Annotated in this window: 27 protein-coding genes; 12 read left to right on the top strand and 15 right to left on the bottom strand. The window is 66.1% G+C overall.

Annotation, left to right across the window (positions count from 1 at the left end; all coding sequences use genetic code 11):
- Positions 1-21 precede the first annotated feature (21 nt).
- From J2739_RS17460 to J2739_RS17450, 3 genes are all read left to right on the top strand, one after another.
- Positions 22-459, top strand: a complete 438-nt coding sequence (locus J2739_RS17460; RefSeq protein ID WP_309903853.1) for a type III secretion system chaperone — start codon at positions 22-24, stop codon at positions 457-459.
- A gap of 44 nt (positions 460-503) precedes the next feature.
- Entirely contained in the window at positions 504-2,000 is a 1,497-nt protein-coding gene (locus J2739_RS17455) for a hypothetical protein (protein WP_309903851.1), read from the top strand.
- A gap of 73 nt (positions 2,001-2,073) precedes the next feature.
- Positions 2,074-2,766 carry a P-loop NTPase family protein gene (locus J2739_RS17450; protein ID WP_309903849.1) on the top strand — a complete coding sequence of 231 codons (693 nt, stop codon included), beginning with the start codon at positions 2,074-2,076 and terminating at the stop codon, positions 2,764-2,766.
- On the opposite strand, the gene J2739_RS17445 is transcribed toward J2739_RS17450, so the two are convergent.
- The 6 genes from J2739_RS17445 to J2739_RS17420 all read right to left on the bottom strand — a co-directional run bounded on the left by J2739_RS17445 (position 2,736) and on the right by J2739_RS17420 (position 8,276).
- Entirely contained in the window at positions 2,736-3,275 is a 540-nt protein-coding gene (locus J2739_RS17445) for a disulfide bond formation protein B (RefSeq protein WP_309903848.1), read from the bottom strand. The genes J2739_RS17450 and J2739_RS17445 overlap by 31 nt on opposite strands.
- A gap of 1 nt (position 3,276) precedes the next feature.
- Complete coding sequence (locus J2739_RS17440) at positions 3,277-4,362, bottom strand: sulfate/molybdate ABC transporter ATP-binding protein (RefSeq protein WP_309903846.1); 1,086 nt, start codon at positions 4,360-4,362, stop codon at positions 3,277-3,279.
- A 12-nt stretch (positions 4,363-4,374) separates the two neighbouring features.
- Positions 4,375-5,274, bottom strand: coding sequence for a sulfate ABC transporter permease subunit CysW (gene cysW, locus J2739_RS17435; protein ID WP_405053903.1), 900 nt, complete (start codon positions 5,272-5,274; stop codon positions 4,375-4,377).
- Between the two features lie 55 nt (positions 5,275-5,329).
- On the bottom strand, positions 5,330-6,220 hold the full coding sequence (cysT, locus tag J2739_RS17430; RefSeq protein WP_309903844.1) for a sulfate ABC transporter permease subunit CysT: 891 nt from the start codon (positions 6,218-6,220) through the stop codon (positions 5,330-5,332).
- The gene (locus tag J2739_RS17425) at positions 6,221-7,225 is read right to left on the bottom strand and encodes a sulfate ABC transporter substrate-binding protein (protein ID WP_309903842.1); all 1,005 of its coding nucleotides are present in this window, start codon (positions 7,223-7,225) and stop codon (positions 6,221-6,223) included.
- A gap of 136 nt (positions 7,226-7,361) precedes the next feature.
- On the bottom strand, positions 7,362-8,276 hold the full coding sequence (locus tag J2739_RS17420) for a LysR family transcriptional regulator (RefSeq protein ID WP_309903840.1): 915 nt from the start codon (positions 8,274-8,276) through the stop codon (positions 7,362-7,364).
- Positions 8,277-8,409: 133 nt separating this feature from the next.
- On the opposite strand from J2739_RS17420, the gene J2739_RS17415 reads away from it, so the two are divergent.
- A complete protein-coding gene (locus tag J2739_RS17415; protein ID WP_309903838.1) occupies positions 8,410-9,057 on the top strand; it encodes an FMN-dependent NADH-azoreductase in 648 nt (215 codons plus the stop codon).
- Between the two features lie 87 nt (positions 9,058-9,144).
- Here J2739_RS17415 and J2739_RS17410 read toward each other — a convergent pair whose 3' ends face one another.
- The 9 genes from J2739_RS17410 to J2739_RS17370 form a co-directional block, all read right to left on the bottom strand.
- On the bottom strand, positions 9,145-9,699 hold the full coding sequence (locus tag J2739_RS17410) for an NADPH-dependent FMN reductase (RefSeq protein WP_309903836.1): 555 nt from the start codon (positions 9,697-9,699) through the stop codon (positions 9,145-9,147).
- A gap of 81 nt (positions 9,700-9,780) precedes the next feature.
- Positions 9,781-10,686, bottom strand: coding sequence for a serine O-acetyltransferase EpsC (epsC, locus tag J2739_RS17405; RefSeq protein ID WP_309903834.1), 906 nt, complete (start codon positions 10,684-10,686; stop codon positions 9,781-9,783).
- A gap of 65 nt (positions 10,687-10,751) precedes the next feature.
- Positions 10,752-10,967, bottom strand: coding sequence for a TOBE domain-containing protein (locus tag J2739_RS17400; RefSeq protein WP_309903832.1), 216 nt, complete (start codon positions 10,965-10,967; stop codon positions 10,752-10,754).
- A 34-nt stretch (positions 10,968-11,001) separates the two neighbouring features.
- Positions 11,002-11,832: an ATP-binding cassette domain-containing protein gene (locus tag J2739_RS17395; RefSeq protein WP_309903830.1), complete on the bottom strand. Its 831-nt coding sequence runs from the start codon at positions 11,830-11,832 to the stop codon at positions 11,002-11,004.
- A 22-nt stretch (positions 11,833-11,854) separates the two neighbouring features.
- A complete protein-coding gene (ssuC, locus tag J2739_RS17390) occupies positions 11,855-12,688 on the bottom strand; it encodes an aliphatic sulfonate ABC transporter permease SsuC (protein ID WP_309903828.1) in 834 nt (277 codons plus the stop codon).
- A 17-nt stretch (positions 12,689-12,705) separates the two neighbouring features.
- Entirely contained in the window at positions 12,706-13,875 is a 1,170-nt protein-coding gene (gene ssuD / locus J2739_RS17385) for an FMNH2-dependent alkanesulfonate monooxygenase (RefSeq protein WP_309903826.1), read from the bottom strand.
- A gap of 104 nt (positions 13,876-13,979) precedes the next feature.
- A complete protein-coding gene (locus tag J2739_RS17380; protein ID WP_309903824.1) occupies positions 13,980-14,981 on the bottom strand; it encodes a sulfonate ABC transporter substrate-binding protein in 1,002 nt (333 codons plus the stop codon).
- A gap of 103 nt (positions 14,982-15,084) precedes the next feature.
- Entirely contained in the window at positions 15,085-15,669 is a 585-nt protein-coding gene (gene ssuE / locus J2739_RS17375) for an NADPH-dependent FMN reductase (RefSeq protein ID WP_309903822.1), read from the bottom strand.
- Positions 15,670-15,680: 11 nt separating this feature from the next.
- A complete protein-coding gene (locus J2739_RS17370) occupies positions 15,681-16,706 on the bottom strand; it encodes a sulfate ABC transporter substrate-binding protein (RefSeq protein ID WP_309903819.1) in 1,026 nt (341 codons plus the stop codon).
- 138 nt (positions 16,707-16,844) lie between these two features.
- Here J2739_RS17370 and J2739_RS17365 point away from each other — a divergent pair, with 138 nt between their 5' ends.
- From J2739_RS17365 to J2739_RS17330, 8 genes are all read left to right on the top strand, one after another.
- Positions 16,845-17,117 carry an oxidative damage protection protein gene (locus J2739_RS17365; RefSeq protein ID WP_309903817.1) on the top strand — a complete coding sequence of 91 codons (273 nt, stop codon included), beginning with the start codon at positions 16,845-16,847 and terminating at the stop codon, positions 17,115-17,117.
- A 15-nt stretch (positions 17,118-17,132) separates the two neighbouring features.
- The gene (gene mnmC, locus J2739_RS17360) at positions 17,133-19,061 is read left to right on the top strand and encodes a bifunctional tRNA (5-methylaminomethyl-2-thiouridine)(34)-methyltransferase MnmC2/FAD-dependent 5-carboxymethylaminomethyl-2-thiouridine(34) oxidoreductase MnmC1 (protein ID WP_309903815.1); all 1,929 of its coding nucleotides are present in this window, start codon (positions 17,133-17,135) and stop codon (positions 19,059-19,061) included.
- The gene (locus J2739_RS17355) at positions 19,058-19,954 is read left to right on the top strand and encodes a transglutaminase family protein (RefSeq protein ID WP_309903813.1); all 897 of its coding nucleotides are present in this window, start codon (positions 19,058-19,060) and stop codon (positions 19,952-19,954) included. The genes mnmC and J2739_RS17355 overlap by 4 nt, the downstream gene beginning before the upstream one ends.
- A gap of 465 nt (positions 19,955-20,419) precedes the next feature.
- Positions 20,420-21,034, top strand: a complete 615-nt coding sequence (gene trhA / locus J2739_RS17350) for a PAQR family membrane homeostasis protein TrhA (RefSeq protein ID WP_309903811.1) — start codon at positions 20,420-20,422, stop codon at positions 21,032-21,034.
- 75 nt (positions 21,035-21,109) lie between these two features.
- Positions 21,110-22,732, top strand: coding sequence for an MFS transporter (locus tag J2739_RS17345; protein ID WP_309903810.1), 1,623 nt, complete (start codon positions 21,110-21,112; stop codon positions 22,730-22,732).
- A gap of 238 nt (positions 22,733-22,970) precedes the next feature.
- Positions 22,971-24,749 (top strand): nitrite/sulfite reductase, encoded by a 1,779-nt coding sequence (locus J2739_RS17340; RefSeq protein WP_309903808.1) that lies wholly within the window; start codon positions 22,971-22,973, stop codon positions 24,747-24,749.
- Entirely contained in the window at positions 24,746-25,150 is a 405-nt protein-coding gene (locus J2739_RS17335) for a DUF934 domain-containing protein (protein WP_309903806.1), read from the top strand. Before J2739_RS17340 ends, J2739_RS17335 begins: the two co-directional genes overlap by 4 nt.
- An 11-nt stretch (positions 25,151-25,161) precedes the next feature.
- Entirely contained in the window at positions 25,162-25,782 is a 621-nt protein-coding gene (locus J2739_RS17330; RefSeq protein ID WP_309904062.1) for a phosphoadenosine phosphosulfate reductase domain-containing protein, read from the top strand.
- Positions 25,783-25,817 lie beyond the last annotated feature (35 nt).

Genomic DNA, 25,817 nt, shown 5'->3' with positions numbered 1-25,817 from the left:
GAAGTTGTATGGGGCTCAACGATGAATCACACGAAATTTCAAGATGTTTGCGTGAATGCCGCTCGTGCCTTGCGCGCTGACGCAACAGAGCAGGACGGCCGCTGCTCCCTGACGATCGATGTCACCGAGGTACCTGTCGATCTGGACGAAGATGCACACGCCCTTCATTGCTATGTTAATTTGGGCGATGCCAATTCCCTTGATCGCATGGACGTCTGTGAACAATTGTTGGCACTTAACCTCCGAACCCACGTGACCCACTACGGCACATATGCCCTTGAACCCGCTTCGGCCTGGGTTATTTTTTGCGCCAATCTTCAGGACGCTACCACGCTAAATGGTGAAAAGCTCGCCCAAATGCTGCGCTACTACCTCCACGAGACTAAAGAAGTGCGGCAAATGGTTGGCGGTATTTCTGAGAAATATTTCAGTACCGTATTTGCCGGCGATTTTGCATGACCGGTAAACGTTAGTTTTTCACACACCAAGAAAACAGGTTGATCATGGAATTCAATTCAAAAGTACCTCAAAAATATTATTCTTCTGGCCCTGCCGCCTCTCCGGAGGGAAAGCAAAATCAAGAGAATAGCGAAAGCTCGTTCCAAAGAACCATCCCAAAGCAAAAAGGGGCGCCAAACAAGCTGCTCGCTCAACGGTTTAAAGCACCTGAAGTAAAGGCCGACCCCATAATCAACCGAATGGATGAGTTGAATGTTGAACTTCAGGAACTCAATTTCTGGGCAGATAACATACTGCAGAATGAGGGACAGGTGAATTCCGATTCGGCCGAAGAATCTTCTGACTCAGGGGGCGCCAATGTGTTGAAATCATCCGTATGCGCCGACAAAGGAGAAGAACCAAGGCCCGATCCGCAAAATGAAAGGATGGAGGCCGACAGGGATGTTCGAGTAGCCACGACCGACGGAGGTTTCTACAAGGCCAATGCGAGACCATCGGATAGGCGAAAGCTGATGAATGTCATCACGAAGAGAACCCCGTCTCGATCGACGCCTCGCCGGGGAATTGAATTGCCCTCAGTCGATTCCCGACTTCTGTCTCCATTGGACAGAAAGAGACGCGCCTTTGCCAACAAAAAAACTCAAGAGGCGGAACAACATCTCATCCGAAAAAATTTACCACCTGGGCTCATCTTTGACACCGATGGCAATATAAACGGGAAGTATTCGTTTACAAAGTTCTCATCCCCAGGAAAAGAACGCATTATGCTCGAGGACGTATTTAGCGATCGAATGACTCAATTCCTGAATCCTGGTTCAACGAAAATTCTCCCCCCAAAGCCTGTAGCCGGAGTGACGGTCATTGATCCTTGTGCGGCTGATTTCCATCGGCTAAACTACGAATTCGTAACAAGGGAAGGGAAGATGAAGGAGCTGCCTTGGCCGGATGACCAGCAGGCGGAGCAATACAGAACAGGTATTAACAAGCCCGATCTCGCCATCAAAACATGCAAGGAACACCTGCGTGCTTCTCAAATTGCCACAAGCCTTCAAGAGTTTGTCAAAAATGACAATGCATCAGAAGAAGAGAATGGTCGAGCTGCACTTGTGCTGTCGGCGGTATTGGCCCAGCAGACAAGCATGCTGCTGGTTAACGTAGTTTACGGTCCCACTTCGCCTTTGAAGATGTTGTCAAGCCAATCAACTGCTGAAGTCGGTCGAGCGATGACGATCAAAGATCGCCGGGGCGAAGAGCATCATGTAGACGTAAAGGCCTTTGGTGCCACGGTATTCACCCTGTCGAGCGACGGGGACAATTTCAAAGTGGCCGTGGATTTTCCATGGTTTGCAGAGGCGAGAGAAGGTCGCGAAGCCGAACTTCCACTGCATAAGAATGGCGTTATTAGTGTTCATACAAGAGCGGAAATCCTAGTGGACGCAGAAAAGGCCCGTGCAGGCATCCTATCTGTAAGGTTTTTGAATGGCATTCAGGCGGAGTATTCGGGGCGCCTCAATTTTGAGCTGAACCAAACTGCCGTTTAGCCGGTCGTCTGGGATCTTTGGGAGGAGGTGCTAGTTGGCCCCTAGAATGCTTCCACTTTCTCCATCCATCCTCGTGAGCTCCATCAATTTCATCGGCGGCGAAAAAGGCGGTGTCGGCAAGTCCGTCACCGCCCGGGTCCTGGCGCAGTACTTCATCGATCACAGCCAGCCCTTCGTGGGCTTCGACACCGATCGGTCGCACAGCTCCTTCACCCGCTTCTACGAAGGCTTCGCCTCGCCGGTGGTGGTCGACAGCTATGAGGGGCTGGACACGGTGGTCAACGGCTTCGAGACGCATCCGCAGCAGAGCGTGATCGTCGATCTCGCAGCGCAGACGCTGGCGCCGCTGGCGCGCTGGATCAAGGATTCGGAGCTCTTCGACGTCTTCGCCGGGCTCGGCGTGACGGTCAACTTCTGGCACGTGCTGGACGACGGCAAGGACTCGAGCGATCTGCTCGGCACGCTGGTCGACACCTTTGGCAATCGGCCCAATTACATCGTGGTGCAGAACTACGGCCGCGGCAACGACTTCGCGCTGCTGCTCGGCTCGCAGTCGCTGAGCAAGGCTGTCACCAATGGTGCCCGGGTGATCGCCCTGCCCCGCCTGCACGACGCGAGCATGCGCAAGATCGATGCGCGCAACACCAGCTTCTGGAAGGCGGTCAATGACCGCGAAGGTCCCAATGCGCTGGGGCTGCTGGAGCGCCAGCGCGTCAAGAGCTGGCTCGCGACTTCTTACGCGGCCTTCGACACGTTGCCGCTCTGAACACCGGCGCGCGGGGCGCGCCGCGAGAACATCAGACCCACCAGGAGCAGGCCGAACACCACGAACGCAATGAAGGACCAGTTCGCGATCGAGAGGCCCAAAAAGGTCCAGTCGATCTGCGTGCAGTCCCCGCCGCCGCGGAAGATCATCGGCAACGCCCGCTTCAAGGGAAAGGTCTCGATCATCCCGTAGAGGTCGCGGCCGCAGGACACGACCTCCGGCGGATGCCATTGCAGCCAGCTCTGGCGCGCGGCGGTGTAGGCACCGCCGACCGCCATCACCAAGGCCAGCGTCGCGCCCGTGAGCTGCAAGCCGCGGCTCTTGCTCAGGGCGGCCAGCCCGGTGAACACCGCTACCAGGACCAGCGCGTAACGCTGGACGATGCACATCGGGCACGGCTCGAGGCCCACCACGTGCTGCAGATAAAGCCCGAAGGCCAGCATCGCCACACAGGCTGCGCAGATCAGCGCGAGCGCGCGGCGCGGCGCTCCGAAGTACCAGTCGACCAAATCAGTGCCCCTCTACGAAGACGCGGGCCCGGCGCGGCGTGGCAACCACCGTCTCGCCTTCGCGCAGGCCCAGATCCCGGAACTGTTGCGCAGGGAGTTGCGCCTCGATGATGGTTCCGGAACCAGGATTGTCTGGATTCGATTCCACCGGTTCGAGTTCCAGCCGCGCGATCGGCCCGACGACGATGGCCCGGCTCAGGGTGGCGACGATGCCGCTGGCGCCGGGCACGTAACGCTCGACGTCGAGGTCGTGCGGCCGCACATAGGCCAGCGCCTTGCCGTCGCGCAAGTCGCGGTGCTCGGGCGAGTCGATGCGGACGCCCTCGAGGTGCACCTCGCCCTCGTGCGCGCGGCCGTGGAAGAGGTTCACGTCGCCGAGGAAACCGTAAACGAAGGGGCTGGCCGGGTGGTCCCACACGTCCTGCGGCGAGCCGACCTGCTCGATGCGGCCGCCGTTCATGAGCACGACGCGGTCGGCGACTTCCAGGGCCTCCTCCTGGTCGTGCGTGACGAAGATGCTGGTGACGTGCAGCTCGTCGTGGAGGCGGCGCAGCCAGCGGCGCAGTTCCTTGCGCACCTTGGCGTCGAGCGCGCCGAAGGGCTCGTCGAGCAGCAGTACCTTGGGCTCGACCGCGAGCGCACGGGCGAGCGCGATGCGCTGGCGCTGCCCGCCCGAGAGCTGAGCCGGGTAGCGTTCGGCCAGCCAGTCGAGCTGCACCAGCTTCAACAGCTCGTGCACCTTGGCCTTGATCTGCGCCTCGCCGGGGCGCTGGCCGCGCGGCTTGACGCGCAACCCGAAGGCCACGTTCTCGAACACCGTCATGTGGCGGAACAGCGCGTAGTGCTGGAAGACGAAGCCGACCTGGCGCTCGCGCACATGGACCTCGGTGGTGTCCTCGCCGGCGAACAGGATGCTGCCGGCGTCGGCCGTCTCCAGGCCCGCGATGATGCGCAGCAAGGTCGTCTTGCCGCAGCCCGAAGGGCCGAGCAGCGCCACCAGTTCGCCCGAATCGACGTCGAGGCTGACGTCGCGCAGCGCATGGAAGTCGCCGAACTGCTTGCTGACGTTGCGGATTTCAATGCTCATGATGTGTTCTCCTCAGGCGCCGGCGGCGGACAGCGGCCGCTCGGGCGGCAGTTCGGCCAGGGCCTTCATCTCGCGCTCGTGGCGCCACTCGATGACGGACTTGATGACCAGCGTGACCAGCGCCAGGATGGCCAGCAGCGATGCGACCGCGAAGGCGGCCACCGACTGGTATTCGTTGTAGAGCACTTCCACGTGCAGCGGCATGGTGTTGGTCTGGCCGCGGATGTGGCCAGAAACCACGGACACCGCGCCGAACTCGCCCATGGCCCGCGCGTTGCAGAGGATCACGCCGTACAGCAGCCCCCACTTGATGTTGGGCAGGGTCACGCGCCGGAAAGTCTGCCAGCCCGTCGCGCCGAGCACGATGGCGGCCTGCTCCTCCTCGGTGCCCTGGGCCTGCATCAGCGGGATCAGCTCGCGCGCAATGAAGGGGAAGGTGACGAAGATGGTGGCCAGCACGATGCCGGGCACGGCGAAGACGATCTTGATGTCGTGCGCCTGCAGCCAGGGCCCGAACCAGCCCTGCGCGCCGAAGACCAGAACGTAGATCAGGCCCGCCACCACCGGCGATACCGCGAATGGGAGGTCGACCAGCGTGGTCAGCAGCGCCTTGCCGCGGAACTCGAACTTGGCGATCGCCCAGGCGGCGGCAACGCCGAAGACCAGGTTCATCGGCACTGCGATGGCGGCGGTGATCAGCGTGAGACGGATGGCGCTCCAGGCATCGGGCTCCTTCAGCGCTTCGAGGTAGGCGCCGGCGCCCTTGCGCAGGGCCTCGGTCGCAACTGCGGCGAGCGGCAGCACGAGAAACAGAAACATGAAGGCCAGCGCCAGCCCGATCAGGGTGAAGCGCACCCAGGCCGCTTCGGTGGTGCCGGCCTTGGCGCGGCGAACGGTGCGAGTGGTGTTCATCAGGCAAGCTCCGCGCCGCGCGCTGCGGTATTCGCCTGAGGCGGGTCACGGCGGCTCATGCCGAAGCTCCGCGCCGCCGCTGCCAGGCCTGCAGCGCGTTGATGACCAGGAGCAGCGCGAAGGAGATCACCAGCATCACCAGGGCGACGGCGGTGGCGCCGGCGAAGTCGTACTGCTCCAGCTTGCCGATGATGATCAACGGCGTGATCTCCGAGATCATCGGCATGTTGCCGGCGATGAAGATCACCGAGCCGTACTCGCCGATCGCACGGGCGAAGGCCATCGCGAAGCCGGTCAGCAGCGCGGGCGTGATCGAAGGCAGGATCACCTTGGTGAAAGTCTGCAGCCGGGTCGCGCCGAGGCTGGTGGCGGCCTCCTCCAGTTCCTTTTCGGTGTCCTCGAGCACGGGCTGCACAGTGCGCACCACGAAGGGCAAGCCGATGAAGATCAGCGCGATCACCACGCCGGCCGGCGTGAAGGCCAGCTTGATGCCCATGGGTTCGAGGTACTGGCCGATCCAGCCGTTGCCCGCGAGCAGCGCGGTCAGCGAGATGCCGGCCACGGCGGTGGGCAGCGCGAAAGGCAGATCGACCAGCGCGTCGACGATGCGCTTGCCGGGAAACCTGTAGCGCACCAGCACCCAGGCCACCAACAGGCCGAAGACGAGATTGACCAGCGCGGCGATCAGCGAGGCGCCGAAGGTCAGGCGGTAGGAGGCCATGACGCGCGGCGCGGTCACCGCCGTCCAGAACTGCTCCCAACTGAGCGCAGAGGTCTTGAATGCCAGCGCCGACAACGGGATCAGCACGATCAGGCAGAGATAGAACAGCGAAAAGCCGAGCGTGAGATGAAAGCCGGGCAGCACGCGGCGCGAGACGCCGGGACGTCCCGCACGCGCAGGCGGCGCTGCCGGGGCCGGCAGCGCCGAAGAGAGGGCTCCGCTCATTTACTTGGCGCCAGGCGTGTAGAGCTTGTCGAACTGTCCGCCGTCATTGAAGTGCACCTTTTGCGCTTCGCCCAGGCTGCCGAACAGTTCCTGCACGGTGAAGAGCTGCAAGGGCTTGAAGGTCGAGGCGTGCTTCTTGAGCACCGCCTCCGAGCGCGGACGCAGCGCGTGCCTGGCCGCGATCTCCTGCGCTTCGTCGGAATAGAGGTAATCCAGATAGGCCTTGGCCAGCTCCCCGGTGCCCTTCTTGGCCACCGTGCGCTCGACCACCGCCACGGGGTTCTCGGCCAGGATGCTGATCGACGGATAGACCGCGTTGACCTTGCCGGCGCCGAACTCGCGGTCGATCGAGACCACTTCCGATTCGAAGGTGATCAGCACGTCGCCGATGTTGCGCTGAAGGAAGGCGGTGGTGGCATCGCGGCCGCCGCGCGCCAGCACAGGAACGTTCTTGAACAGCTTGCCCACGAATTCGGCCGCCTGCGCGTCGGTGCCGCCCTTCTTCTTCACATAGCCCCAGGCCGCAAGGTAGGCATAGCGGCCATTGCCGCCGGTCTTGGGGTTGACGATCACGACCTGGACGCCGGGCTTGACGAGGTCGTCCCAGTCCTTGATGCCCTTGGGGTTGCCGTTGCGGGTGAGGAACAGCATGGTCGAGGTGGTCGGCGCCGCGTTGTAGGGAAAGCGCTTGGCCCAGTCCTTGGCGACCACGCCGGCGTTGGCGAGGAAGTCGATGTCGGTGGTGGTGTTCATGGTCACCACGTCGGCATCCAGGCCGTCGGCGACGGCCCTTGCCTGCGCGCTGGAGCCTGCGTGCGACTGGTCGATCTTGACGTCCTTGCCCGTGGTCTTCTTGTAGTTCGCCACGAAGGCGGCGTTGTAGTCCTTGTAGAACTCGCGCGCCACGTCGTAGGACACGTTCAGCAAGGTCTGAGCCGAGGCGGTGCCGGCGGCGGCCGCCAGCGCCAGGGCGGCGATGAGGGTCTTCGTCGTCTTGAAAGTCATGAGGGTTGCCAATGAGGTGCGAAAGGGACGGGGCATTCTGCGTGCGAGCGAACTCGCGATTCTGCGAAGCATCGCTTCAAAGCCAAACGAATATCTTATTGTTTGAATATGGCCTATAACGAATAAGGGCGTTCCATCAAAGCGTGAGATTGAAGCCTCCCGCGCCGATGTGCTCGGCCAGGAAATCGATCAGTTTCCGGATGGCGGGCACCAGCGCCCGGCGCGAGGGGAAGACTGCATGCAGGATGCCGGGCGGCGGCCCCCAACCCGGCAGCACCTCGACCAAGCGCCCCGCTTCCAAATCCTCCTTGCACATGTAATCCGGCAGCATGCTGGCGCCGACTCCTTCCACCACCGCGAACTTCAGCGTCAGCAGGTCATCCGCCAGGTAGCGCGGCTCATGCTGGAAGGTGTGCCTGGCACCACCCGGGCCTTCCAGGCACCAGCTGACGCGCCCGTTTGCGGCCGATTGCGCCACCGTGTCCAGGCCCGCGAGATCCTCCACCGTCCGCACAGGGCCCTGGCGCCGGAGCAGGTCCGGGCTCGCCACCAGCACGCCCCGGGCAGCGGCGAACTGCTTCGCGACCAGCGTCGTGCTGTCCTCGATCACGGGCCGCACGCGCAGTGCAAGATCGATGCCCTCTTCGATGGGATCGACGGCCCGGTTCAGGATGCGCATCTCGATGCGGACCGCCGGGTAGCGCAGCATGAATTGCGACAGCAGCACGCCGACCCCGCTCTGCGCCAGCGTGATCGGGCAGCTGATGCGCACCAGCCCGCGCGGCTCCGTCTGCACCTGGGCGATCGCCTCCGCCGCAGCCTGCGCCGCGTCGCGCATCGCGATGCTGTGGCGCAGATACAGTTCGCCGGCCGGCGTGAGCGACAGCTGCCGGGTGCTGCGCTGCAACAGCTGCACACCGAGCCGCGCCTCCAGCTCGGCCACGCGGCGAGACAGCCGCGACTTCGGAATTCCCAGCGCCCGGCCGGCCGCCGCAAAGCCGCCACGCTCGGCCACTTCGGCGAAAAACACCATGTCGTTGAGATCTTGCATGGTCGGATTGTTCCATCAACAGGACGATCTGTGTGAAATTTGCCAACTTATCAATCACTCGCATCAAAAATAGACTATCCCCCATGCCGACCGATTTCCGCGCCGGCGCCACACCGAAAGAGAGCGATTGATCATGAAGCTGCTGCACATCGATTCCAGTGTCCTGGGCGACAACTCCGTTTCGCGCCAGCTGACGGCCGAAGCGGTCGCCGCCTGGCGCAACAACCACCCGGGCACGGAAGTCGAATACCTGGACCTGGCCGCCTCCGCCCCCACCCATCTCGACGGCCACTCGCTGGGCTTCCGCGCACCGGCCGGTACCGAGTTCACCGAGCGCCAGCGCGCCGAGAACGCCGTATCCGAAAAACTGGTGACCCAATTCCTGGCTGCCGACGTGATCGTGATCGGGGCCCCGTTCTACAACTTCTCGATTCCGAGCCAGCTGAAGGCCTGGATCGACCGCATCGCGCAGGTCGGCCGCACCTTCAAGTACACCGACAAGGGCCCGGTTGGCCTGGCTGGCGGCAAGACGGTGATCGTCGCCATCACCCGCGGCGGGATCTACTCCACGACCGAAGGGGGCCAGGCGATGGAGCACCAGGAGAGCTACCTCAAGGTGGTGCTGGGCTTCCTGGGAATTACCGATGTGCGCTTCATCCGCGCCGAAGGCCTGGCCATGGGCGACGCGCCGAAGGCGGCCGCGCTGGGCGCCGCGCGCGCTGACATCGGCGTGGTGGCGGCCGAGGCCGCCAACCAGGACGTCGCGTCCCTCGCCGCCTGATTCCGGAAGGACACGTTGCGTGAGGCCCAGGCCTCACGCGCTGGTAGGGGCGGCGTGCGGCCGGGCGCGCTTTGCCTCGGGTCGGGCTCAGCCCACGTGGCGCTTGACCCAGTCCACGTACTTGTCCACCCAGCCTTGCAGGAACTTTCTGGTGCTCCCCTCGGCGATGTGGCCCTTGTCGTCGAACAGGCCTTCCTTGTTCTGGATGAAGGCCTCGGGTTGGCCGAGCGTGGGCACGTCCAGATAAGCCAACACGTTGCGCAGTTGCTGCTGCGCGATCGCGGTTCCGATAGCGCCGACCGAGATCCCGATGACACCCGCCGGCTTGCCGGCCCAGGCACTCTGGCCATAGGGCCGCGATGCGTGGTCGATCGCGTTCTTCAGAACGCCGGGGATCGCGCGGTTGTACTCCGGTGTCACGAAGATCAGGCCCTGCGCGGCGGCGATCTCGGACTTGAGCCGCTTGACCGATGGCGCCTGGTTGCCGTCGTCATCCTGGTTGTAGAGCGGCAGATCGTCGATGCGCAGATGCTCGAGGGTGAAGTCCGAGGGCATCAGGTGCGCCAACGCAAGCGCGAGCTTGCGGTTGAAGGATTCCTTGCGCAGGCTGCCGACGATGACGGCGATCCGGGTCTGGCTCATGAGAACTCCTTTGGGGTTGAGGTGATGAATGTTGGGGCCCCGGAAATTATGCGGAGCCCTTTTGACCTTTTTCGAAAAGGTTCAATCGCAACCGGCCTTCTGCAGGCTGGCCTGCGTGATGTTGGCGCCGGCCGGCACATCCTCGGTGATCCAGGTGTTGCCGCCGATGACTGCGCCCTTGCCCAGCCTGACGCGGCCGAGGATGGTCGCGCCGGCATAGATCACGACGTCGTCCTCCACCATCGGATGGCGCGGCAGGCCCTTCTGCAGCTTCCCATCGGGGTCGGTGGGGAAACGCTTGGCACCGAGCGTCACGGCTTGATAGAGGCGCACCCGCTTGCCGATCACGGTGGTCTCGCCGATCACGACGCCGGTGCCATGGTCGATGAAGAAACCCGCGTCGATTTGCGCCCCCGGGTGGATGTCGATGCCCGTCTGACCATGCGCGAGCTCGGCCACGATGCGCGCCAGCAGCGGCAGCCCCAGTCCATAGAGCCGATGCGCAAGGCGGTGATGGATCATCGCCAGGATGCCGGGGTAGCACAGCAGCACCTCGTCGACGCTGCGCGCGGCCGGATCGCCCTGGTAGGCGGCGAGCACATCGCCATCGAGCAGGCGGCGGATGCCCGGCAGCGCGGCAGCGAAGGCGCGGACCGCCTCTTGCGCCTCGGCATCGATTTCGGCCGCGTCGCGCGGCTGGTGGCGCGCGCTGTAGCGCAGTTCCAGGCGGGCCTGGATCAGCAGCGACTGCAGCGCCGAATCGAGCGTATGGCCGACGTAGAAGTCCTCGCTCTCGTGACGCAGCTCGGGCGGACCGAGCCGCATCGGGAACAGCGCGCCCTTCAGCGACTCCACGATCGCGGCCAGCGCTTCGCGCGAGGGGAACTCGCGGCTGCCCGGCTCCCGCGAGCGCTTCTGCGCATCGCGCCATTCCTCGCGCGCTTCGCGCAGTGCAGCGACGATCTCGTTGACTTCGAATCCGGCCATGGCATCTCTCCTTCTGGCGCCCATTGTTACGGAACAGGCGCCGGCCATGGCCGGTGGGGCTTTCGTCAGAGCTTGGCGATCGACACCTCGGTGGACTTCACCAGTGCGACCACGTCGGAGCCGGGCTTGAGCTGCAACTCGTCGACCGAGCGCGTGGTGATGACCGAGGTCACGATGCCCCAGGCGGTCTCGACGTCGACTTCGGACACGACGTCGCCGCGGATGATCTCGCGGACCTTGCCCCTGAACTGGTTGCGGACGTTGATGGCTTGGATGGACATGGGTAGCTCCTGTTGAAAAGAAGAAAAGAAAAGATCAAACCGCCCAGCGCAATGCATGCGCTGGCCCGTCGGCCCAGCGCGTGTCGTTGGCGGGCTCGGCGTCGGGCTTCTGCAGCACGCGATCGAGAATGCGCTTTTCGATCGCCGCAAAAGCCGGATCGCCGTGCGAACGCGGCCGCGCGAGCGCGATGTTCTCGTCGAGCGCGATGCGGCCGTCCTCGATCAGGATCACGCGGTCGGCCAATGCCACCGCTTCCTGCACGTCGTGCGTGACCAGCAGGGCCGTGAAGCGATGGCGCTGCCACAGGTTCTCGATCAGCCGATGCATCTCGATGCGCGTCAAGGCATCGAGCGCACCGAGCGGCTCGTCGAGCAGCAGCAGCCGCGGCCGGTGCACCAGCGCACGCGCCAGCGAGACGCGCTGGCGCTGTCCGCCCGACAGGCGCGCCGGCCACTCCCCCTGGCGATCGGCCAGGCCGACCTGCGCAAGCACTTCCTCGCCGCGTACGCGCGCTGCCGGCGGCAGCCCGAGCGTGACGTTCTCGAGCACGCGGCGCCAGGGGAGGAGGCGCGCTTCCTGGAACATGATCCGCGTGTCGTCGTGCAGTCCGTCGACGGGCCTGCCGTCCGTGTAGATGCGACCGTCGGAAGCTTGTTCGAGGCCCGCGATCAGGCGCAGCAGCGTGCTCTTGCCGCAGCCGCTGCGGCCCACGATGGCGATGAACTGGCCCGATTCGATCGTGAGCTGCGCGTTGCGCAGCACTTCGCGCGCGCCGTAGCGCTTGTGGAGGCCGCGCGCCTCGAGCTTCACGCCGGGGACGATGTGCGGCTCGGTGGCGGGCGGGGTCTGGAGAATGGCATTCATGGTCGTTCGGCTCCGAAAGGATTCATCGACGTGCCTGATAGCCCGGATGCCAGCGCAGCCACCAGCGCTCGAGCCCGCGGGCGAACAGGTCGGCCACCTTGCCGAGCAGCGCGTAGAGCAGGATGCCCACCAGCACGATGTCGGTCTGCAGGAACTCGCGCGCATTCATCGTGAGGTAGCCGATGCCGGCCTGCGCCGAGATCGTCTCGGCCACGATGAGGATCACCCACATCAGGCCGAGCGAGAAGCGCAGACCCACCAGGATCGACGACAGCGCGCCAGGCAGGATCACCTCCTTGTAGAGCTGCCAGCGCGAGAGGCCGTAGGTGCGGCCCATTTCGATCAGCTGCGGGTCCACGTTCCGGATGCCGTGGAAGGTGTTGAGATAGATCGGGAAGAACACCGACACCGAGATCAGGAACAGCTTGGCCGACTCGTCGATGCCGAACCAGAGGATCACCAACGGAATCAGCGCCAGCGCCGGGATGTTGCGCACCATCTGGATGGTGGCGTCGAGCAGCGTCTCGACGAACTTGACCGAGCCGGTGAGGAGTCCGAGCGCGAGCCCGAGCCCGCCGCCGACGGCGAGGCCCGACAAGGCCCGGCCGGCGCTCACCTTCACATGGGTCCACAACTCGCCGGAAGCCGCCAGCTTCCACGCGGCCTTGAATACATCGGCCGGGGCCGGCAGAACACGGGTGGAGAGCCACCCGAGCGACGAGGCGATCTGCCAGGCGACGATCAGCCCCATCGGCACGAGCCAAGGTACGAGACGTACGGCGACGCCGAGGCCGAAGACGCGAGCCCACCCCAGCGACGGCGCCGCGGCGGGCAATGGCTGCACTTGCTCCGTCATGAGAAGAGTCCTTGTGATCAGCTTTGGGAAAGAAGGCGCGAAGGCGCATCGAGATTGGCGACGACCTCGCCGAAGGGACCGGTCAGCGACCCGGCCGGCAGGCCGTGGCGCCGCTTGCGCGGCAGGAGCGGGAACACCAACTCGGCGAAGCGGTACGACTCTTCGAGGTGCGGGTAGCCGGAGAGGATGAAGTTGTCCAGGCCCAGCGCCGCGTATTCCTCGATGCGCGCCGCCACTGTCTTCGCATCGCCGACCAATGCAGTGCCGGCGCCGCCGCGCACCAGGCCCACGCCGGCCCAGAGATTGGGCGAGATCTCCAGTTCGGCGCGCGTGCGCCTGGCGCCGCCCGCATGCAACGCAGCCATGCGGCGCTGGCCTTCGGAGTCCATGCGCGCGAAGGCGGCTTGGGCGCGGATCACGGTCTCGTCATCGACGCGACTGATCAGGTCCTCGGCGGCTTTCCACGCCGCGTCTTCGGTCTCGCGCACGATCACGTGCAGGCGGATGCCGAATTTCACGGTTCGCCCCTTTCGCAGCGCGCGCCCGCGCACGTCGGCGACTTTCTTCGCCACTTCGCCGGGCGGCTCGCCCCAGGTGAGGTAGGTATCGACTTGCTCCGCCGCAAGCTCGTGCGCCGCCGCCGAGGAACCGCCGAACCAAACGGGCGGATAAGGCCGCTGCGTGGGCGGATACAAGAGCTTCGCGCCCTTCACGCGCAGGTGCTTGCCCTCGTAGTCGAAGGACTGGCCCTCGTGGCTGCGCGCGATGACCTCGCGCCAGATGCGGATGAACTCGGCCGACTGCTCGTAGCGCGACGCATGGTCGAGGAAGACGCCGTCACCTTCGAGCTCCGCCTGGTCGCCGCCCGTCACCAGGTTCACGAGCACGCGACCGCCCGAAAGCCGATCGAAGGTCGCGGCCATGCGCGCGGCCAGGCTCGGCTGGTGCAAGCCGGGCCGCACCGCGACCAGGAACTTGAGCTGTCGCGTCGCGCCGATCAGGCTGGCCGCGATCACCCACGGGTCCTCGCACGAGCGTCCGGTGGGGATCAATACGCCCTCGTAGCCGAGCTGGTCGGCAGCGCCGGCGACCTGCTGCAGGTAGGCCAGGTCGACGGGGCGTGCACCCTCGGTGCTGCCGAGGTAACGGCTATCGCCGTGGGTGGGAAGAAACCAGAAGACTTGCATGATGGTGTGGTCTCGATCAGGTGGCGAAGAGAAAGCGGCGAAGGCCCCATGCCCCTGCCGTGGTGCGAAGCAGCCGAAGGGCGCGCAGGCGCCACAGCGCGCTGTCAGGCGATGCCGGCGGCCGCTGCATCGAGCACGTTGATCTTCTTGGGGATCAACCCGAGCGAGAAAAAGGTGTCGGCGATCTTCTGCTGCTCTGCGAGGATGGCCTTGGTGATCGGCGTCGTGCCGTACTTCCAGCGGCCCACCACGACATCGACGACCGGCTGCGGCGTGCCCCAGAGCATCGACAGCTCGGCCGCGTAGGCGCTCTTGTTCGCCTGGCCCCATTGATCGACCTTGTCGATCTCCGCGGTCAGGACCCGAATCACGTCGGCGTTCCTCTCTGCATAGCCGAGCGAGGAGAAGTAGTAGCCGCGGTTGCCCACCACGCCGGCGGCATCGACCAGCACTCGCGCTTCGAGCGTCTTTTCCGCGGCGGCGAGGAAAGGGTCCCAGATCACCCAGGCATCGATCGAGCCTTTCTCGAAGGCTGCACGCGCATCGGCAGGCGGCAGGAAGACGAGGTTGACGTCGCCATAGCCGAGGCCATGCTTCTCGAGCAGCTTGACCAGGAAGTAGTGCACGTTGCTGCCCTTGTTGAGTGCTACCTTCCGGCCCTTGAGCTCCGTCACCGACCGGATCGCCGAGCCCTTGGGCACCAGGACCGCTTCCGACTGCGGACGCTGCACCGTGGCCGCCACGTAGGCCAGGGGCGCACCTGCGGCCTGCGCGAAGATCGGCGGCGCCTCGCCGACATCGCCGAAGTCGATCGATCCGACGTTGAGCGCTTCGAGCTGCACCGGTCCGGCCGTGAACTCCGTCCATTTGAGCGACACGTTCAGCGGCGCCAGCTGCTTCTCCAGGGTGCCGCGGCCCTTGAGCAGGCTCAGCACGCCCTTCTGGTGGCCGATGCGCAACTGGCGCGCCGGCGTCTGCGCGAAGGCCGCGAGCGATGGCAGCGCGATCGCTGCGGCGGCGCCGCGAATGAGGGCACGGCGCTGGGACGAATGCGGCGAGCGTGGCTGCGCCTCGGGAGAGATGTCTTCGGTCGTGAAGAGATGCATGGCGAATGTCTTTCAGGCGTGAGTCGTCCCGCGCCGCGCGCGCGGCGGCGAAGAACGCGGGAAAAATGGGAGGGAGGGAGAGACCAGGCCGAGGGGCCGGGCTTCAGACGCTACATCGCACGCGCGAGAACGGCACCGGCTCGAAGCCGTTTGTCGCCGGCAGCTTCAGCCCTTCGTGCGCGAGCGTGTCCACCGCGTCGTCGAGGCGCTGGGCCAGCTCGCTCTGCAACTGCCAGGCGCCCTCAGGCTGCAGCGTCACCTGCCCGTCGGTCGCATACACGCCCGGCAGGATGTGCCGCGCCGCGAGCGACTGCAGCACCGGTCTCAGCGCATAGTCCAGCGCCAGCATGTGATGCGGACTGCCGCCGGTCGCGAGCGGCAGCACCGTCTTGCCGCGCAGCGCGGATTGCGGCAGCAGGTCGAGGAAAAGCTTGAGCACGCCGCTGTACGCCGCCTTGTAGACCGGCGTCGCGATCACGATCGCGTCAGCCCTTCGCACCTGCTCGGCGGCGTGCTGGAGCGCCGGGTGCGAGGCCTCGCCCAGCAGCAGCGCGTGCGCGGCCAGCTGACGGATCGCGATGCGGCCGACCCTCACGTCGCGCTGCGCCAGCCGCGCGGCCACTGCATCGAGCAGCACGGCCGAGCGCGAAGGGGCCGAGGGGCTGCCGGCAATCAGGAGAACACTCACGATACGGCCGCTTACTTGGCGGAGTAGATCTGGTCGAAGGAGCCGCCATCGGCGAAGTGCTCCTTGTCCGCCTTGGCCCAGCCGCCGAAGGCCTGGTCGATGGTGAACAGCGTGAGCTTGGGGAACTGCTTCTCGTACTTGGCCTTGGCCTTGTCGGAGGTCGGGCGGTAGTAGTTGCGGCCCGCGATGTCCTGCCCTTCGTCGGAATACAGGTACTTGAGATATTCCTCGGCCACGGCGCGCGTGCCCTTCTTGTCGACCACCTTGTCGACCACCGTCACCGTGGGCTCGGCCAGGATGCTCACCGAGGGCACCACGATCTCGAACTTCTCGGGGCCGAATTCCTTCAGCGCCAGGAAGGCCTCGTTCTCCCAGGCCAGCAGCACGTCGCCCACGCCGCGCTGGACGAAGGTGATGGTGGCGCCGCGCGCACCGGCGTCCAGCACCGGCACGTTCCGGTAGACCTTGGAGACGAATTCCCTGGCCTTGGCGTCGCCACCGTACTTGCGCTTGCCGAATTCCCAGGCCGCCAGGTAGTTCCAGCGCGCGCCTCCCGAGGTCTTGGGGTTGGGGGTGATCACCTGCACGCCGGGCTTGGCGAGGTCGTCCCAGTCCTTCAGGCCCTTGGGGTTGCCCTTCTTCACCAGGAACACGATGGTCGAGGTGTAGGGCGCCGAGTTGTGCGGCAGGCGCTGCTGCCAGTCGGCACGGACCATGCCGCCGTGCTTGACCAACGCATCGGTATCGCCGGCCAGCGCCAGCGTGGCAACGTCGGCGTCGATGCCGTCGATGACCGATCGTGCCTGCTTGCCGGAGCCGCCATGCGACTGCTTGATCGTCACGGTCTGGCCGGTCTTCTCTTTCCAATGAGCGGCGAAGGCCTTGTTGTAGTCGACGTAGAGTTCGCGGGTCGGGTCGTAGGAGACATTGAGCAGCGTCACACCTTGCTGCGCGAACGACGGCAACGCCGTGAGGGCGATGCCGGCCGTAGCGGCGGCAGCGAGAGAAAGCTTGATAAAGTCGCGGCGGTAGCTCATGGTCGTGTGCTTCAGGAAGGCATAACAGTGAAGCTTCGAATTCTGAATAGGGCATAAGGAAAGGGGAACGACCGAGTTCTCAGTTCTAAATAGCCAAATCAACTAAGCACCCCCACCCCCTTCTAAGAGGCATCTCAAATGGCACGCATGGTCCAGTGCATCAAGCTCGGCAAAGAGGCCGAGGGGCTCGATTTCCCGCCCTACCCGGGTGAGCTCGGCAAGCGCATCTGGGAAAGCGTCAGCAAGGAAGCCTGGGCCGCCTGGCTCAAGCAGCAGACCATGCTGGTCAACGAAAACCGGCTGAACCTGGCCGATGCGCGCGCCCGGCAATATCTGGCGCGCCAGATGGAAAAGCATTTCTTCGGCGAAGGCGCCGACGTCGCGCAGGGCTACGTTCCCCCGACGCCCTGATTCCGGGCTCGCGCCGTGGCCGAGCCGGTCGCCTGGGGCGCTGACGGCGTGCCGCACAGCGCGCGCTTTGGCGACATCTATCACTCCGAAAGCGGTGCCATTGCCCAGGCCCGGCATGTGTTCCTCGGCGGCTGCGGCCTGCCCGAGGCCTGGGCCCACCAGCCGCAGTGGCGCATTCTCGAAACAGGCTTCGGGCTGGGCCTTTCTTTTCTGACAAGCTGGCACGCCTGGCGGGCCGACCCGCGGCGGCCGCGGCTGCTGCATTTCGTCTCGATCGAGGCCCACCCCGTCTCGCGCGAAGACCTGCTGCGGGCCGCCGCGGCGCACCCCGAGCTCGCGCCGCTGGCCTCCGAGCTGGCCGCGCAGTGGTGGGGCCTGCTGCCCGGCTTCCATCGCCTGGTGTTCGAAGGCGGCCGGGTGCTGCTGACGCTGTGCCTCGGCGACGTGCAGGCCATGCTGCGCGCGCAGCAGCCTTTCGAGGCCGACAGCATTTTCCTGGACGGCTTCAGCCCGGAGCGCAACCCGCAGATGTGGTCGGCGGAAACCCTCAAGGCCGTCACCCGCTTCGCGCGGCGTGGGACGCGACTGGCCACCTGGACCGTGGCGCGGTCCGTGCGCGATGCGCTGGCGCCGTGCGGCTTCCAACTGCGCAAGGCCCCTGGGCTGCCGCCGAAGCGCGACTGCCTTCAAGGGGTGTTCGAGCCTTCATGGCCGCTGCGGCAACGCGGCCAGAAAGAGGCGGCGGGCGTTTTTCCGGGCCGCTGCGCGGTGGTCGGCGCGGGACTGGCCGGCGCCGCCGTCGCAGCCAGCCTGGCACGGCGCGGCTGGCAGGTGCTGGTGCTGGAGGCAGGCGCCCATCCCGCGGCTGGCGCGTCGGGCCTGCCGGTGGGCGTGCTCGCGCCGCACGTCTCGCCGGACGACGCCCTCCTCTCGCGCCTCACGCGTGCGGGCGTGCGGGCGACATGGCAAGAGGCCCGCACGCTGCTGGCCGAAGGCACGGACTGGCGCGGCAGCGGCGTGCTCGAGCGCCGCAGCGCAGGCACCGCCCGCCTGCCGCCCGGCTGGAGTGCCGAGGGGCCGAACGAGTCCTGGCATGCATCGCCCGGGCAGTTGTGCGAGGCGGGCCTGGCTGCCGACGCAGTTGGCCTCTGGCACGCGCGCGGCGGCTGGGTGCGCCCCGCACGGCTGGTCGAAGCCTGGCTGGACCAGCCCGGCATCCGCGTTCGGACAGGATGCCTCGTTGCTCGCATCGAAGGCCCGGCGCAGGTCGGCGGCACCTGGCGCCTGCGAAATGCAGAAGGCGCGCTGCTGGCGGAGGCGGATCGCGTGGTGATCGCAGCAGGCCATGAGAGCGCGGGGCTCGCGCCGAGCGTGCTGCTGCAGCCGGTGCGCGGCCAGCTCGCCTGGGGACGCATGGCTTCGGACATGGACCTGCCGCCGATGCCGGTCAACGGCGACGGCCATCTCATCGCCCAGGTGCCCGATCCCGGCGGCCCGCTCTGGCTCACCGGCGCCACCTTCGATCGCGACAACGGCGAGGCACGGCTTCGCAGCGAGGACACCGAATTCAACCGCCAGCGCCTCGCAAGGCTGCACCCGCAGGCGGCGCGGCAGCTCGCGCCGCTGTTCGAGCGCGGCGAACTGCAGAGCTGGGCCGGCGTGCGCTGCGCCTCCAGCGACCGGCGGCCGCTGGTCGGCCCGCGGGACGCGGATGCGCCCGACGGTGTCTGGCTGTGCACGGCCATGGGCTCGCGCGGGCTCAGCTTTGCCGCGCTGTGCGCCGAACTGCTGGCGGCGCGCTGGCATGGCGAGCCCCTGCCGCTGCCAGCCGTGCAGGCCCGGGCCCTCGACGCGCAACGCCGTGCGGCGGCCCGGCGGCCCGGTTCGCCTGCGGCGACCGGTGGGCTGGAGGCCGCCAAGGCGAAGCAGGACAATTCGCCATGACCACTCGCTACGACATCACCCACACCACGGTCTACCGCTACAACGAGCCGGTACGCTTTGGCCAGCACCGCGTGATGTTCAGGCCGCGCGACAGCCACGACCTTCGCGTGCTCGCCACCGACCTGCAGATCAGCCCCCAGGCGCACGTGCGCATGATCCAGGACCCCTACTCCAACTCGATCGCGCTGGTGCAGCCCATGGGCGCGGCGACCGAGCTGCGCATCGTGTGCTCGTTCACCATCGAGCACGTGCCGGAGCCGCCGGATGTGCTCACGCTGGAACCGGCCGCCGAGTTCCTGCCTTTCGCCTACTCGGTGCAGGAGCGGCTGGACCTGGAGCACTACCTGCGCCCGCATCACAACGACCCGGAAGGCACGCTGATCCGCTGGGCCCACCAGTTCCTGCATATCGACAAGCCCAACGGCACGCTCGAGGTCCTGACCCGCATGAATGCCCACATCGGCCAGAGCCTGCGCTACACCCAGCGTGACGAGGAAGGCACGCAGACGCCGCTGGAGACCTTGGCGCTGGGCAGCGGCAGCTGCCGCGACTATGCGCTCCTGATGATGGAGGCGGCACGCCGGCTCGGCGTGGCGACGCGCTTCGTCTCGGGCTATCTTTACGACTCGACGCTCGACGGCGGCGCCGCGCCCGGCGAGACGGTCACCGGAGCCGGCGCGACGCATGCCTGGCTGCACGCCTACCTGCCCGGCGCCGGCTGGGTCGCCTTCGATCCCACCAACAACCTCACGATGGGCAGCGGCCTGCTGATCCGCGTGGGCGTGGCGCGCGATCCTTCGCTGGCGGCCCCCGTCAGCGGGAGCTGGTACGGTGATCCCGAGGCCTACGAAGGCCTGGAGGCAACGGTGCAGGTGCGGCGCAGCGCCGGCTGAGGCCGGTTCACTCTCCTGTTGCGAGCGGAACAAGCCTTTGGCAGGAGGCTGTCATGACACTGTGTTTTTACACAGCTAAGATGGCCTGCCTCCCAGAGAAAAACCAAAGGCGCTCCGTCATGCACCCCCTCCATCCCGCCGCCTGCGCGCCCGCGCAACGCTCACATCTTTTTCTGATTCCCCCTCCACTTCCAAGACGCGCGCCGTCACTGCCGACGCCTGCCGTCGATCCGCGCACCCAGGCAGCGCGCGTGATCGCGATCACGCGCAGGCACTGGTGGCCGTGAGCGCGGCCGTTCCGCCGTCAGGGCCCTCGCCCGCATGGCCAGTGCTTTCGGCATCCCGCAGATGATGAGCGAGACCTAGGGCCAACGGTGGATGTCGGGGGGCGACCTTCGTTGTCAGATGTCATGACGGCGCAGCAATGCCGCGGCCCACTCGATCCATTCCTTTGAGGTGACCACCATGTACCAAGGCGAACGCTTCAACGGCTACAGCCACCTGCTCGGGCTGATGCTGGCCACGGCCGGCTCCGCCCTGCTGCTGGCCAAGACGCTTTCCGGCGACGATCCGGCCAAGACGGCAAGCGCGCTGGTGTTCGGCCTGTCGATGGTGGCGCTGTATGGCGCCTCCACCCTCTTTCACAGCACGCGCGGCCGCATGAAGCTGTTCTGGCAGCGGGTCGACCATTGCGCGATCTACCTGCTGATCGCCGGGAGCTATACCCCCTTCGCGCTGGTCACGCTGCAGGGCGCCTGGGGTTGGGCACTGCTGGCCGCGGCGTGGGCCGCGGCGTTGTTCGGCATCGCGCGCGAGCTGCGGCCGGCCGAGGCGCCCGCCCCGTCGCTGGCGCTCTATCTGGGCATGGGCTGGCTGGGCGTGCTGGCGGCCGTGCCATTGGTCGAACGGCTCGACGGCGCCGGGCTGGCCTGGCTGCTGATCGGCGCCCTGTGGTATTCGGCCGGCACGGTGTTCTATCGCAACCCGCTGGGCTGGCGCCATGCGCACGGCACCTGGCACCTGTTCGTGCTGGCCGGCACGGCGAGCCACTACGTGACGGTCGCACACTTCGTGTTGTAGCGGGCGGTCATCCGGTTTCGGCTTGGGCGTCTGCGGCTGCGCGCTTCGGTACGATGTGCGGCCGCAAGAAGCCCTATGAAACCCCAGACCTTCGCCTTCCATCATCCCATCGCCTTCTGGCTCGGCTGCATTGCCATCATCGGCGGCGTGCTCGCCCATGTCCCGATGTTCATGATGGGCCGCTACACCGGCTACCAGATGGTCGGCATGGAAATGGATGCCACCATGCTCACCGGCATGGCCATGATCCCGCTGGGCGTGCTGCTGGCGACCTACGGCCTCATGCCACGCATCGCCCAGATGAGGAAGAGCCTGCATGCCGATCGCCACCTGCAGTTCCACCTGGCCGACGGCGTGGCGCTCAATGGCGAGCACTGGAAGCTGGTGACCGTGCTGGTGATCGCCCTGGCCGTGGATGTGCTCAAGCCCGCCACGCTGGGCTTCGTGATGCCGGGCATGACGAAGGAGTACGAGATCAGCAAGCAGACCGCCGGGCTGCTCGCGCTGGTGGCGCTCACCGGCACCACCGTGGGGTCGGTGCTGTGGGGCCGGCTGGCCGACATGTTCGGCCGCCGCGCGGCCATCCTGCTGTCTGCGCTGATGTTCATCGGCACCGCAATCTGCGGCGCGATGCCGGCCTTCGGCTGGAACCTCGCGATGTGCTTCCTGATGGGCGCCTCGGCCGGCGGCCTGCTCCCCATCACCTTCACGCTGATGGCCGAGACCGTGCCGGCCGCGCACCGTGGCTGGCTGCTGGTGGCGCTGGGCGGCATCGGCACCTCGGCCGGCTACCTGCTGGCTGCGGGCTCGGCCGCGCTGCTGGTGCCCGAATTCAGCTGGCGCGCCCTGTGGCTGCTGGGCCTGCCGACCGGGCTCCTGATCGTCTTCCTCGGCCGCTACATCCCCGAGTCGCCGCGCTTCCTTGCCAATGCCGGGCTGGACGACGAGGCGCGCGCGGTGCTCGCGCGCTTCGCAGGCCGCGGACGCGCGGGAAGTGCGCGCGCCGACGCACCGGCCGCCGTGATCGCCGAGGATGAACCGCCGCCCGGCGGCCTGTTGCACCTGTTGCGCGGCAGCCATGCGCGCATCACCTGGGGCCTGATCGTCTGCGGTGTGGCCTGGGGCCTCGTGAACTTCGGCTTCCTGCTGTGGCTGCCCACCAACCTGGGCAGCATGGGCATGGACGCCACCGCCGCCAGCGCCCTGCTGGCGCGCTCGGCCCTGCTGGCCCTGCCCGGCATCGCGGTCGTGATCTGGCTCTACCACCGCTGGAGCAGCATCAAGGCGCTGGTGCTGTTCATCGCACTCACGGCTGCCACGCTGCTTGTCTTCTGCGCCCTCGGCTTGGCGCAAGTGCAGTCGACGACCGCGATCGTGCTCGCCACCGCGCTCCTGCTGGTGAGCTCCAGCGGCGTGATCGCGATGCTCATTCCCTACGCGGCGGAAATCTATCCCGTGCAACTGCGCGGCACCGGCTCGGGCGTAGTGGCCGCAAGTTCGAAGTTCGGCGGCATTCTGGGCGCGGGCTTCGGCGTCGCGGGCGTCTTCGGCCACTTCGCGGTCTCGGCGCTGCTGATCGCGCTGCCCATGGCGGTGGCGGCGCTGATGCTGCTGCGCAGCGGCATCGAGACGCGCGGGCGCGGGCTCGAGGCCATCCAGGACGCATTCGGTTCGACGACCCGCAGCAGCGCTTCGTAGAACTGGCAGGTGTTCGAGGGACGACTCGAGCGGGCGAGACCGCCGCGCGCGTGGCCTTCGGCCTTATCCCGCATAAGCATTGCATCGCCTGGGAACCCGCATGGGGACTGGCGAATAAGCTTATCCGCATAAAGCGCGAACCAAAAAATAGTTGGTCTTCATAAGGGAGCCTTCTAAAGTCGCGGCCTCACGTTGACGGGGCCGTGGACGCACGCCTTCCAGCAGCAAAGAAAAGACGATGTACCAATACACAGACTTCGACCGCCAGTTCGTGCACCAGCGCGCGGCACAATTCCGGGACCAGCTGGAACGCTGGCAGGCCGGCAAGCTTTCCGAAGAACAGTTTCGGCCGCTGCGCCTGCAGAACGGCTGGTATGTGCAGCGCTACGCGCCGATGCTGCGCGTGGCGGTGCCTTATGGGGAACTCTCCAGTGCCCGCCTTCGTGTGCTGGCGAAGATCGCGCGCGAGTACGACACGCCCGAGGCCGAGGTGTACAAGCACGCCAACGAGATTCAGGGCAAGCTGGGCAGCGTCCGGCTGCCGACGCACTACGCGCACTTCACCACGCGCACCAACGTCCAGTACAACTGGATTCCGCTGTCCAGGTCGGCCGACGTGATGGACCTGCTGGCTTCCGTCGACATGCATGGGATCCAGACCAGCGGTAATTGCATCCGCAACATCACCAGCGACGAGCTGGCCGGCATCGCCGTCGACGAGATCGCCGACCCGCGTCCCTTCGCCGAGATCATGCGCCAGTGGAGCACGCTGCATCCGGAGTTCGCCTTCCTGCCGCGCAAGTTCAAGATCGCCATCACCGGCGCCGTCGAGGACCGTGTTGCTACCGGCTGGTATGACGTCGGCCTGCAGCTCCACAAGAACGACGAGGGCGAACTCGGCTTCCGCGTCAAGGTCGGCGGCGGCATGGGCCGCACGCCGATCATCGGCACCGTCGTGCGCGAGTTCCTTCCGTGGAACCAGCTGATGAACTACCTGGAGGCCGTGATCCGGGTCTACAACCGCTATGGCCGGCGCGACAACGCCTGGAAAGCGCGCATCAAGATCCTCGTCAAGTCCGAAGGCCAGCGCTACATCGACGACGTCGAGGCCGAATACAAGGAAGTGATCGAGCGCGATGGCGCGCCGCACACCATCTCGCAGGCCGAGCTGGACCGCGTGAGCGCGAATTTCGCGACGCCCACGCTGGCCACGCGCGTGTTCCGAAGCGCCGAAGAAACCCATGCCGAGCTGCGCGCGCAGGCCGACGAGGACGTGCAGTTCGCGCGCTGGCTGCACCGCAACGTGGCACCGCACAAGAACCCGGCGCTGCGTGCCGTCACGCTGTCCTTCAAGCGTCTCGGCCAGGCGCCCGGCGACGCGTCGGCCAGCCAGCTCGAGGCCGCGGCGCAGCTTGCCGACCGCTTCAGTGCCGGCGAGGCCCGCGTCACGCACGAGCAGAACCTGCTGCTGCCCTGGGTTCATGCCGAAGACCTGCACGCGCTGTGGCTGGCCGCTCGCGAAGCCGGTTTCGCAAGCCCCAACATTCACCTGCTGACCGACATGATCTCGTGCCCCGGCGGCGACTTCTGCTCGCTGGCGAATGCGCGTTCGATCCCGATCGCCGCCGCCATCACGGAGCGCTACCAGGACCTCGACGAGCTCGACGACCTGGGAGAGATCGACCTGCACATCAGCGGCTGCATCAATTCCTGCGGCCATCACCACAGCGGCCATATCGGCATCCTCGGCGTCGACAAGGACGGCAAGGAGTGGTATCAGGTCACGCTCGGCGGCTCCGACGGTGCCGCGCGCAACGGGCCGGCGCTCCCCGGCAAGGTGGTCGGCCCGTCGTTTTCGGCGGCAGAGGTGCCCGACGTGATCGAGGCCGTGCTCAACACCTACCGAGACACGCGCGAGCCCGGCGAGAGCTTCATCGACACGCTGCGCCGCGTCGGCATGGATCCGTTCAAGTCCGCGGCCAACGGTGCGCGCTTCAAGGTCGAGGAGGCCGCATGAAAAGGACGCTCGAACTGATCGCCGCCGAAGACCATGTGGACGACGGCAGCCCGAACGTCCTGCAGCTCACCAACGATGCCGACCCGCTCGCGATCGAGGTCTGCCTCGAGGATGTGCAGCGCATCGACCTTCACTTCCCGAAGTTCACCGATGGCCGCGCTTTCAGCCAGGCCTACCTGCTGCGGCGGCGCCTGGGCTTCAAGGGCGACATCCGTGCCACCGGTGACGTGCTGATCGACCAGCTGGTGCAGATGCAGCGCAGCGGCTTTTCGAGCGCGGTGCTCAAGGAAGGCGTCGACGCGTCCGATGCGCAGCGCCAGTTCGACCGCTTCGGCGCCTACTACCAGGGCGACGTGCAGGCCGCGCCTCACTTCGCCGCGGCGGAATCGCAGCCCGCATGAAAACCTTCGACATGAACATCGATCTTCCGCGCATCAACTCCGAACTCGGCCACAACGCCGAGGGCCTGGTGGACTGGGCCATCGGCCTGGGCCAACCTGCGATCGTCACCACGAACTTTCGCCCGTTCGAGGCCGTGATCCTGCACATGGTGGCGCGGGCAAAGGCCGATGTTCCCGTGGTCTGGATGGACAACGGCTACAACACCGAGGCCACCTACCGGTTTGCCGACGAGGTGACGAAGCTGCTGGGGCTGGACCTGCACATCTATCTACCGCGCCGCTCGCGCGCGCATCGCGAAGCGGTGGAGGGCCCGATGCCGGCGCTCGACGATCCGCGCCACGCCGCTTTCACGGAAGAAGTGAAGCTGGAGCCTTTTGCCCGTGCGCTGCGCGAGACGGCACCGAAGGTGTGGTTCACCGCGCTTCGAGCCACCGACACCGCCGTGCGGGCGCAAATGGACGCGGTCAGCGTCAATCCGGATGGCCTGATCAAGGTCGCCCCGCTGCTGCACTGGTCGTCCAAGGATCTGTATGCCTACTGCGAAGCGCATGGCTTGCCCAACAACTTCGACTACGTGGACCCGACCAAGGGCGAAGAGAACCGCGAATGCGGATTGCATCTCGCGCATTGAGCGCCGACGTTTCACTGACTCCCCGCACCGAGCAC

This window comes from Variovorax soli (genome assembly GCF_031454625.1).
GTDB classification, from domain to species: Bacteria; Pseudomonadota; Gammaproteobacteria; order Burkholderiales; family Burkholderiaceae_C; genus Variovorax; species Variovorax soli_A.
The sequence above is the reverse complement of the archived record's forward strand: the minus strand, read 5'-3'. Positions and strand labels throughout refer to the sequence as shown.

Coding starts and splice junctions, on each gene's coding strand:
- J2739_RS17420 (WP_309903840.1), bottom strand. CDS start 8,276: ATGCAAGATCTCAACGACATGGTGTTTTTCGCCGAAGTGGCCGAGCGT.
- J2739_RS17460 (WP_309903853.1), top strand. CDS start 22: ATGAATCACACGAAATTTCAAGATGTTTGCGTGAATGCCGCTCGTGCC.
- J2739_RS17440 (WP_309903846.1), bottom strand. CDS start 4,362: ATGAGCATTGAAATCCGCAACGTCAGCAAGCAGTTCGGCGACTTCCAT.
- ssuC (WP_309903828.1), bottom strand. CDS start 12,688: ATGACGGAGCAAGTGCAGCCATTGCCCGCCGCGGCGCCGTCGCTGGGG.
- J2739_RS17380 (WP_309903824.1), bottom strand. CDS start 14,981: ATGCATCTCTTCACGACCGAAGACATCTCTCCCGAGGCGCAGCCACGC.
- J2739_RS17400 (WP_309903832.1), bottom strand. CDS start 10,967: ATGTCCATCCAAGCCATCAACGTCCGCAACCAGTTCAGGGGCAAGGTC.
- J2739_RS17335 (WP_309903806.1), top strand. CDS start 24,746: ATGAAAAGGACGCTCGAACTGATCGCCGCCGAAGACCATGTGGACGAC.
- cysT (WP_309903844.1), bottom strand. CDS start 6,220: ATGAGCGGAGCCCTCTCTTCGGCGCTGCCGGCCCCGGCAGCGCCGCCT.
- epsC (WP_309903834.1), bottom strand. CDS start 10,686: ATGGCCGGATTCGAAGTCAACGAGATCGTCGCTGCACTGCGCGAAGCG.
- J2739_RS17330 (WP_309904062.1), top strand. CDS start 25,162: ATGAACATCGATCTTCCGCGCATCAACTCCGAACTCGGCCACAACGCC.
- cysW (WP_405053903.1), bottom strand. CDS start 5,274: ATGAACACCACTCGCACCGTTCGCCGCGCCAAGGCCGGCACCACCGAA.
- J2739_RS17410 (WP_309903836.1), bottom strand. CDS start 9,699: ATGAGCCAGACCCGGATCGCCGTCATCGTCGGCAGCCTGCGCAAGGAA.
- J2739_RS17395 (WP_309903830.1), bottom strand. CDS start 11,832: ATGAATGCCATTCTCCAGACCCCGCCCGCCACCGAGCCGCACATCGTC.
- J2739_RS17425 (WP_309903842.1), bottom strand. CDS start 7,225: ATGACTTTCAAGACGACGAAGACCCTCATCGCCGCCCTGGCGCTGGCG.
- ssuD (WP_309903826.1), bottom strand. CDS start 13,875: ATGCAAGTCTTCTGGTTTCTTCCCACCCACGGCGATAGCCGTTACCTC.
- J2739_RS17340 (WP_309903808.1), top strand. CDS start 22,971: ATGTACCAATACACAGACTTCGACCGCCAGTTCGTGCACCAGCGCGCG.
- J2739_RS17345 (WP_309903810.1), top strand. CDS start 21,110: ATGAAACCCCAGACCTTCGCCTTCCATCATCCCATCGCCTTCTGGCTC.
- trhA (WP_309903811.1), top strand. CDS start 20,420: ATGTACCAAGGCGAACGCTTCAACGGCTACAGCCACCTGCTCGGGCTG.
- J2739_RS17370 (WP_309903819.1), bottom strand. CDS start 16,706: ATGAGCTACCGCCGCGACTTTATCAAGCTTTCTCTCGCTGCCGCCGCT.
- J2739_RS17365 (WP_309903817.1), top strand. CDS start 16,845: ATGGCACGCATGGTCCAGTGCATCAAGCTCGGCAAAGAGGCCGAGGGG.
- J2739_RS17415 (WP_309903838.1), top strand. CDS start 8,410: ATGAAGCTGCTGCACATCGATTCCAGTGTCCTGGGCGACAACTCCGTT.
- J2739_RS17355 (WP_309903813.1), top strand. CDS start 19,058: ATGACCACTCGCTACGACATCACCCACACCACGGTCTACCGCTACAAC.
- J2739_RS17455 (WP_309903851.1), top strand. CDS start 504: ATGGAATTCAATTCAAAAGTACCTCAAAAATATTATTCTTCTGGCCCT.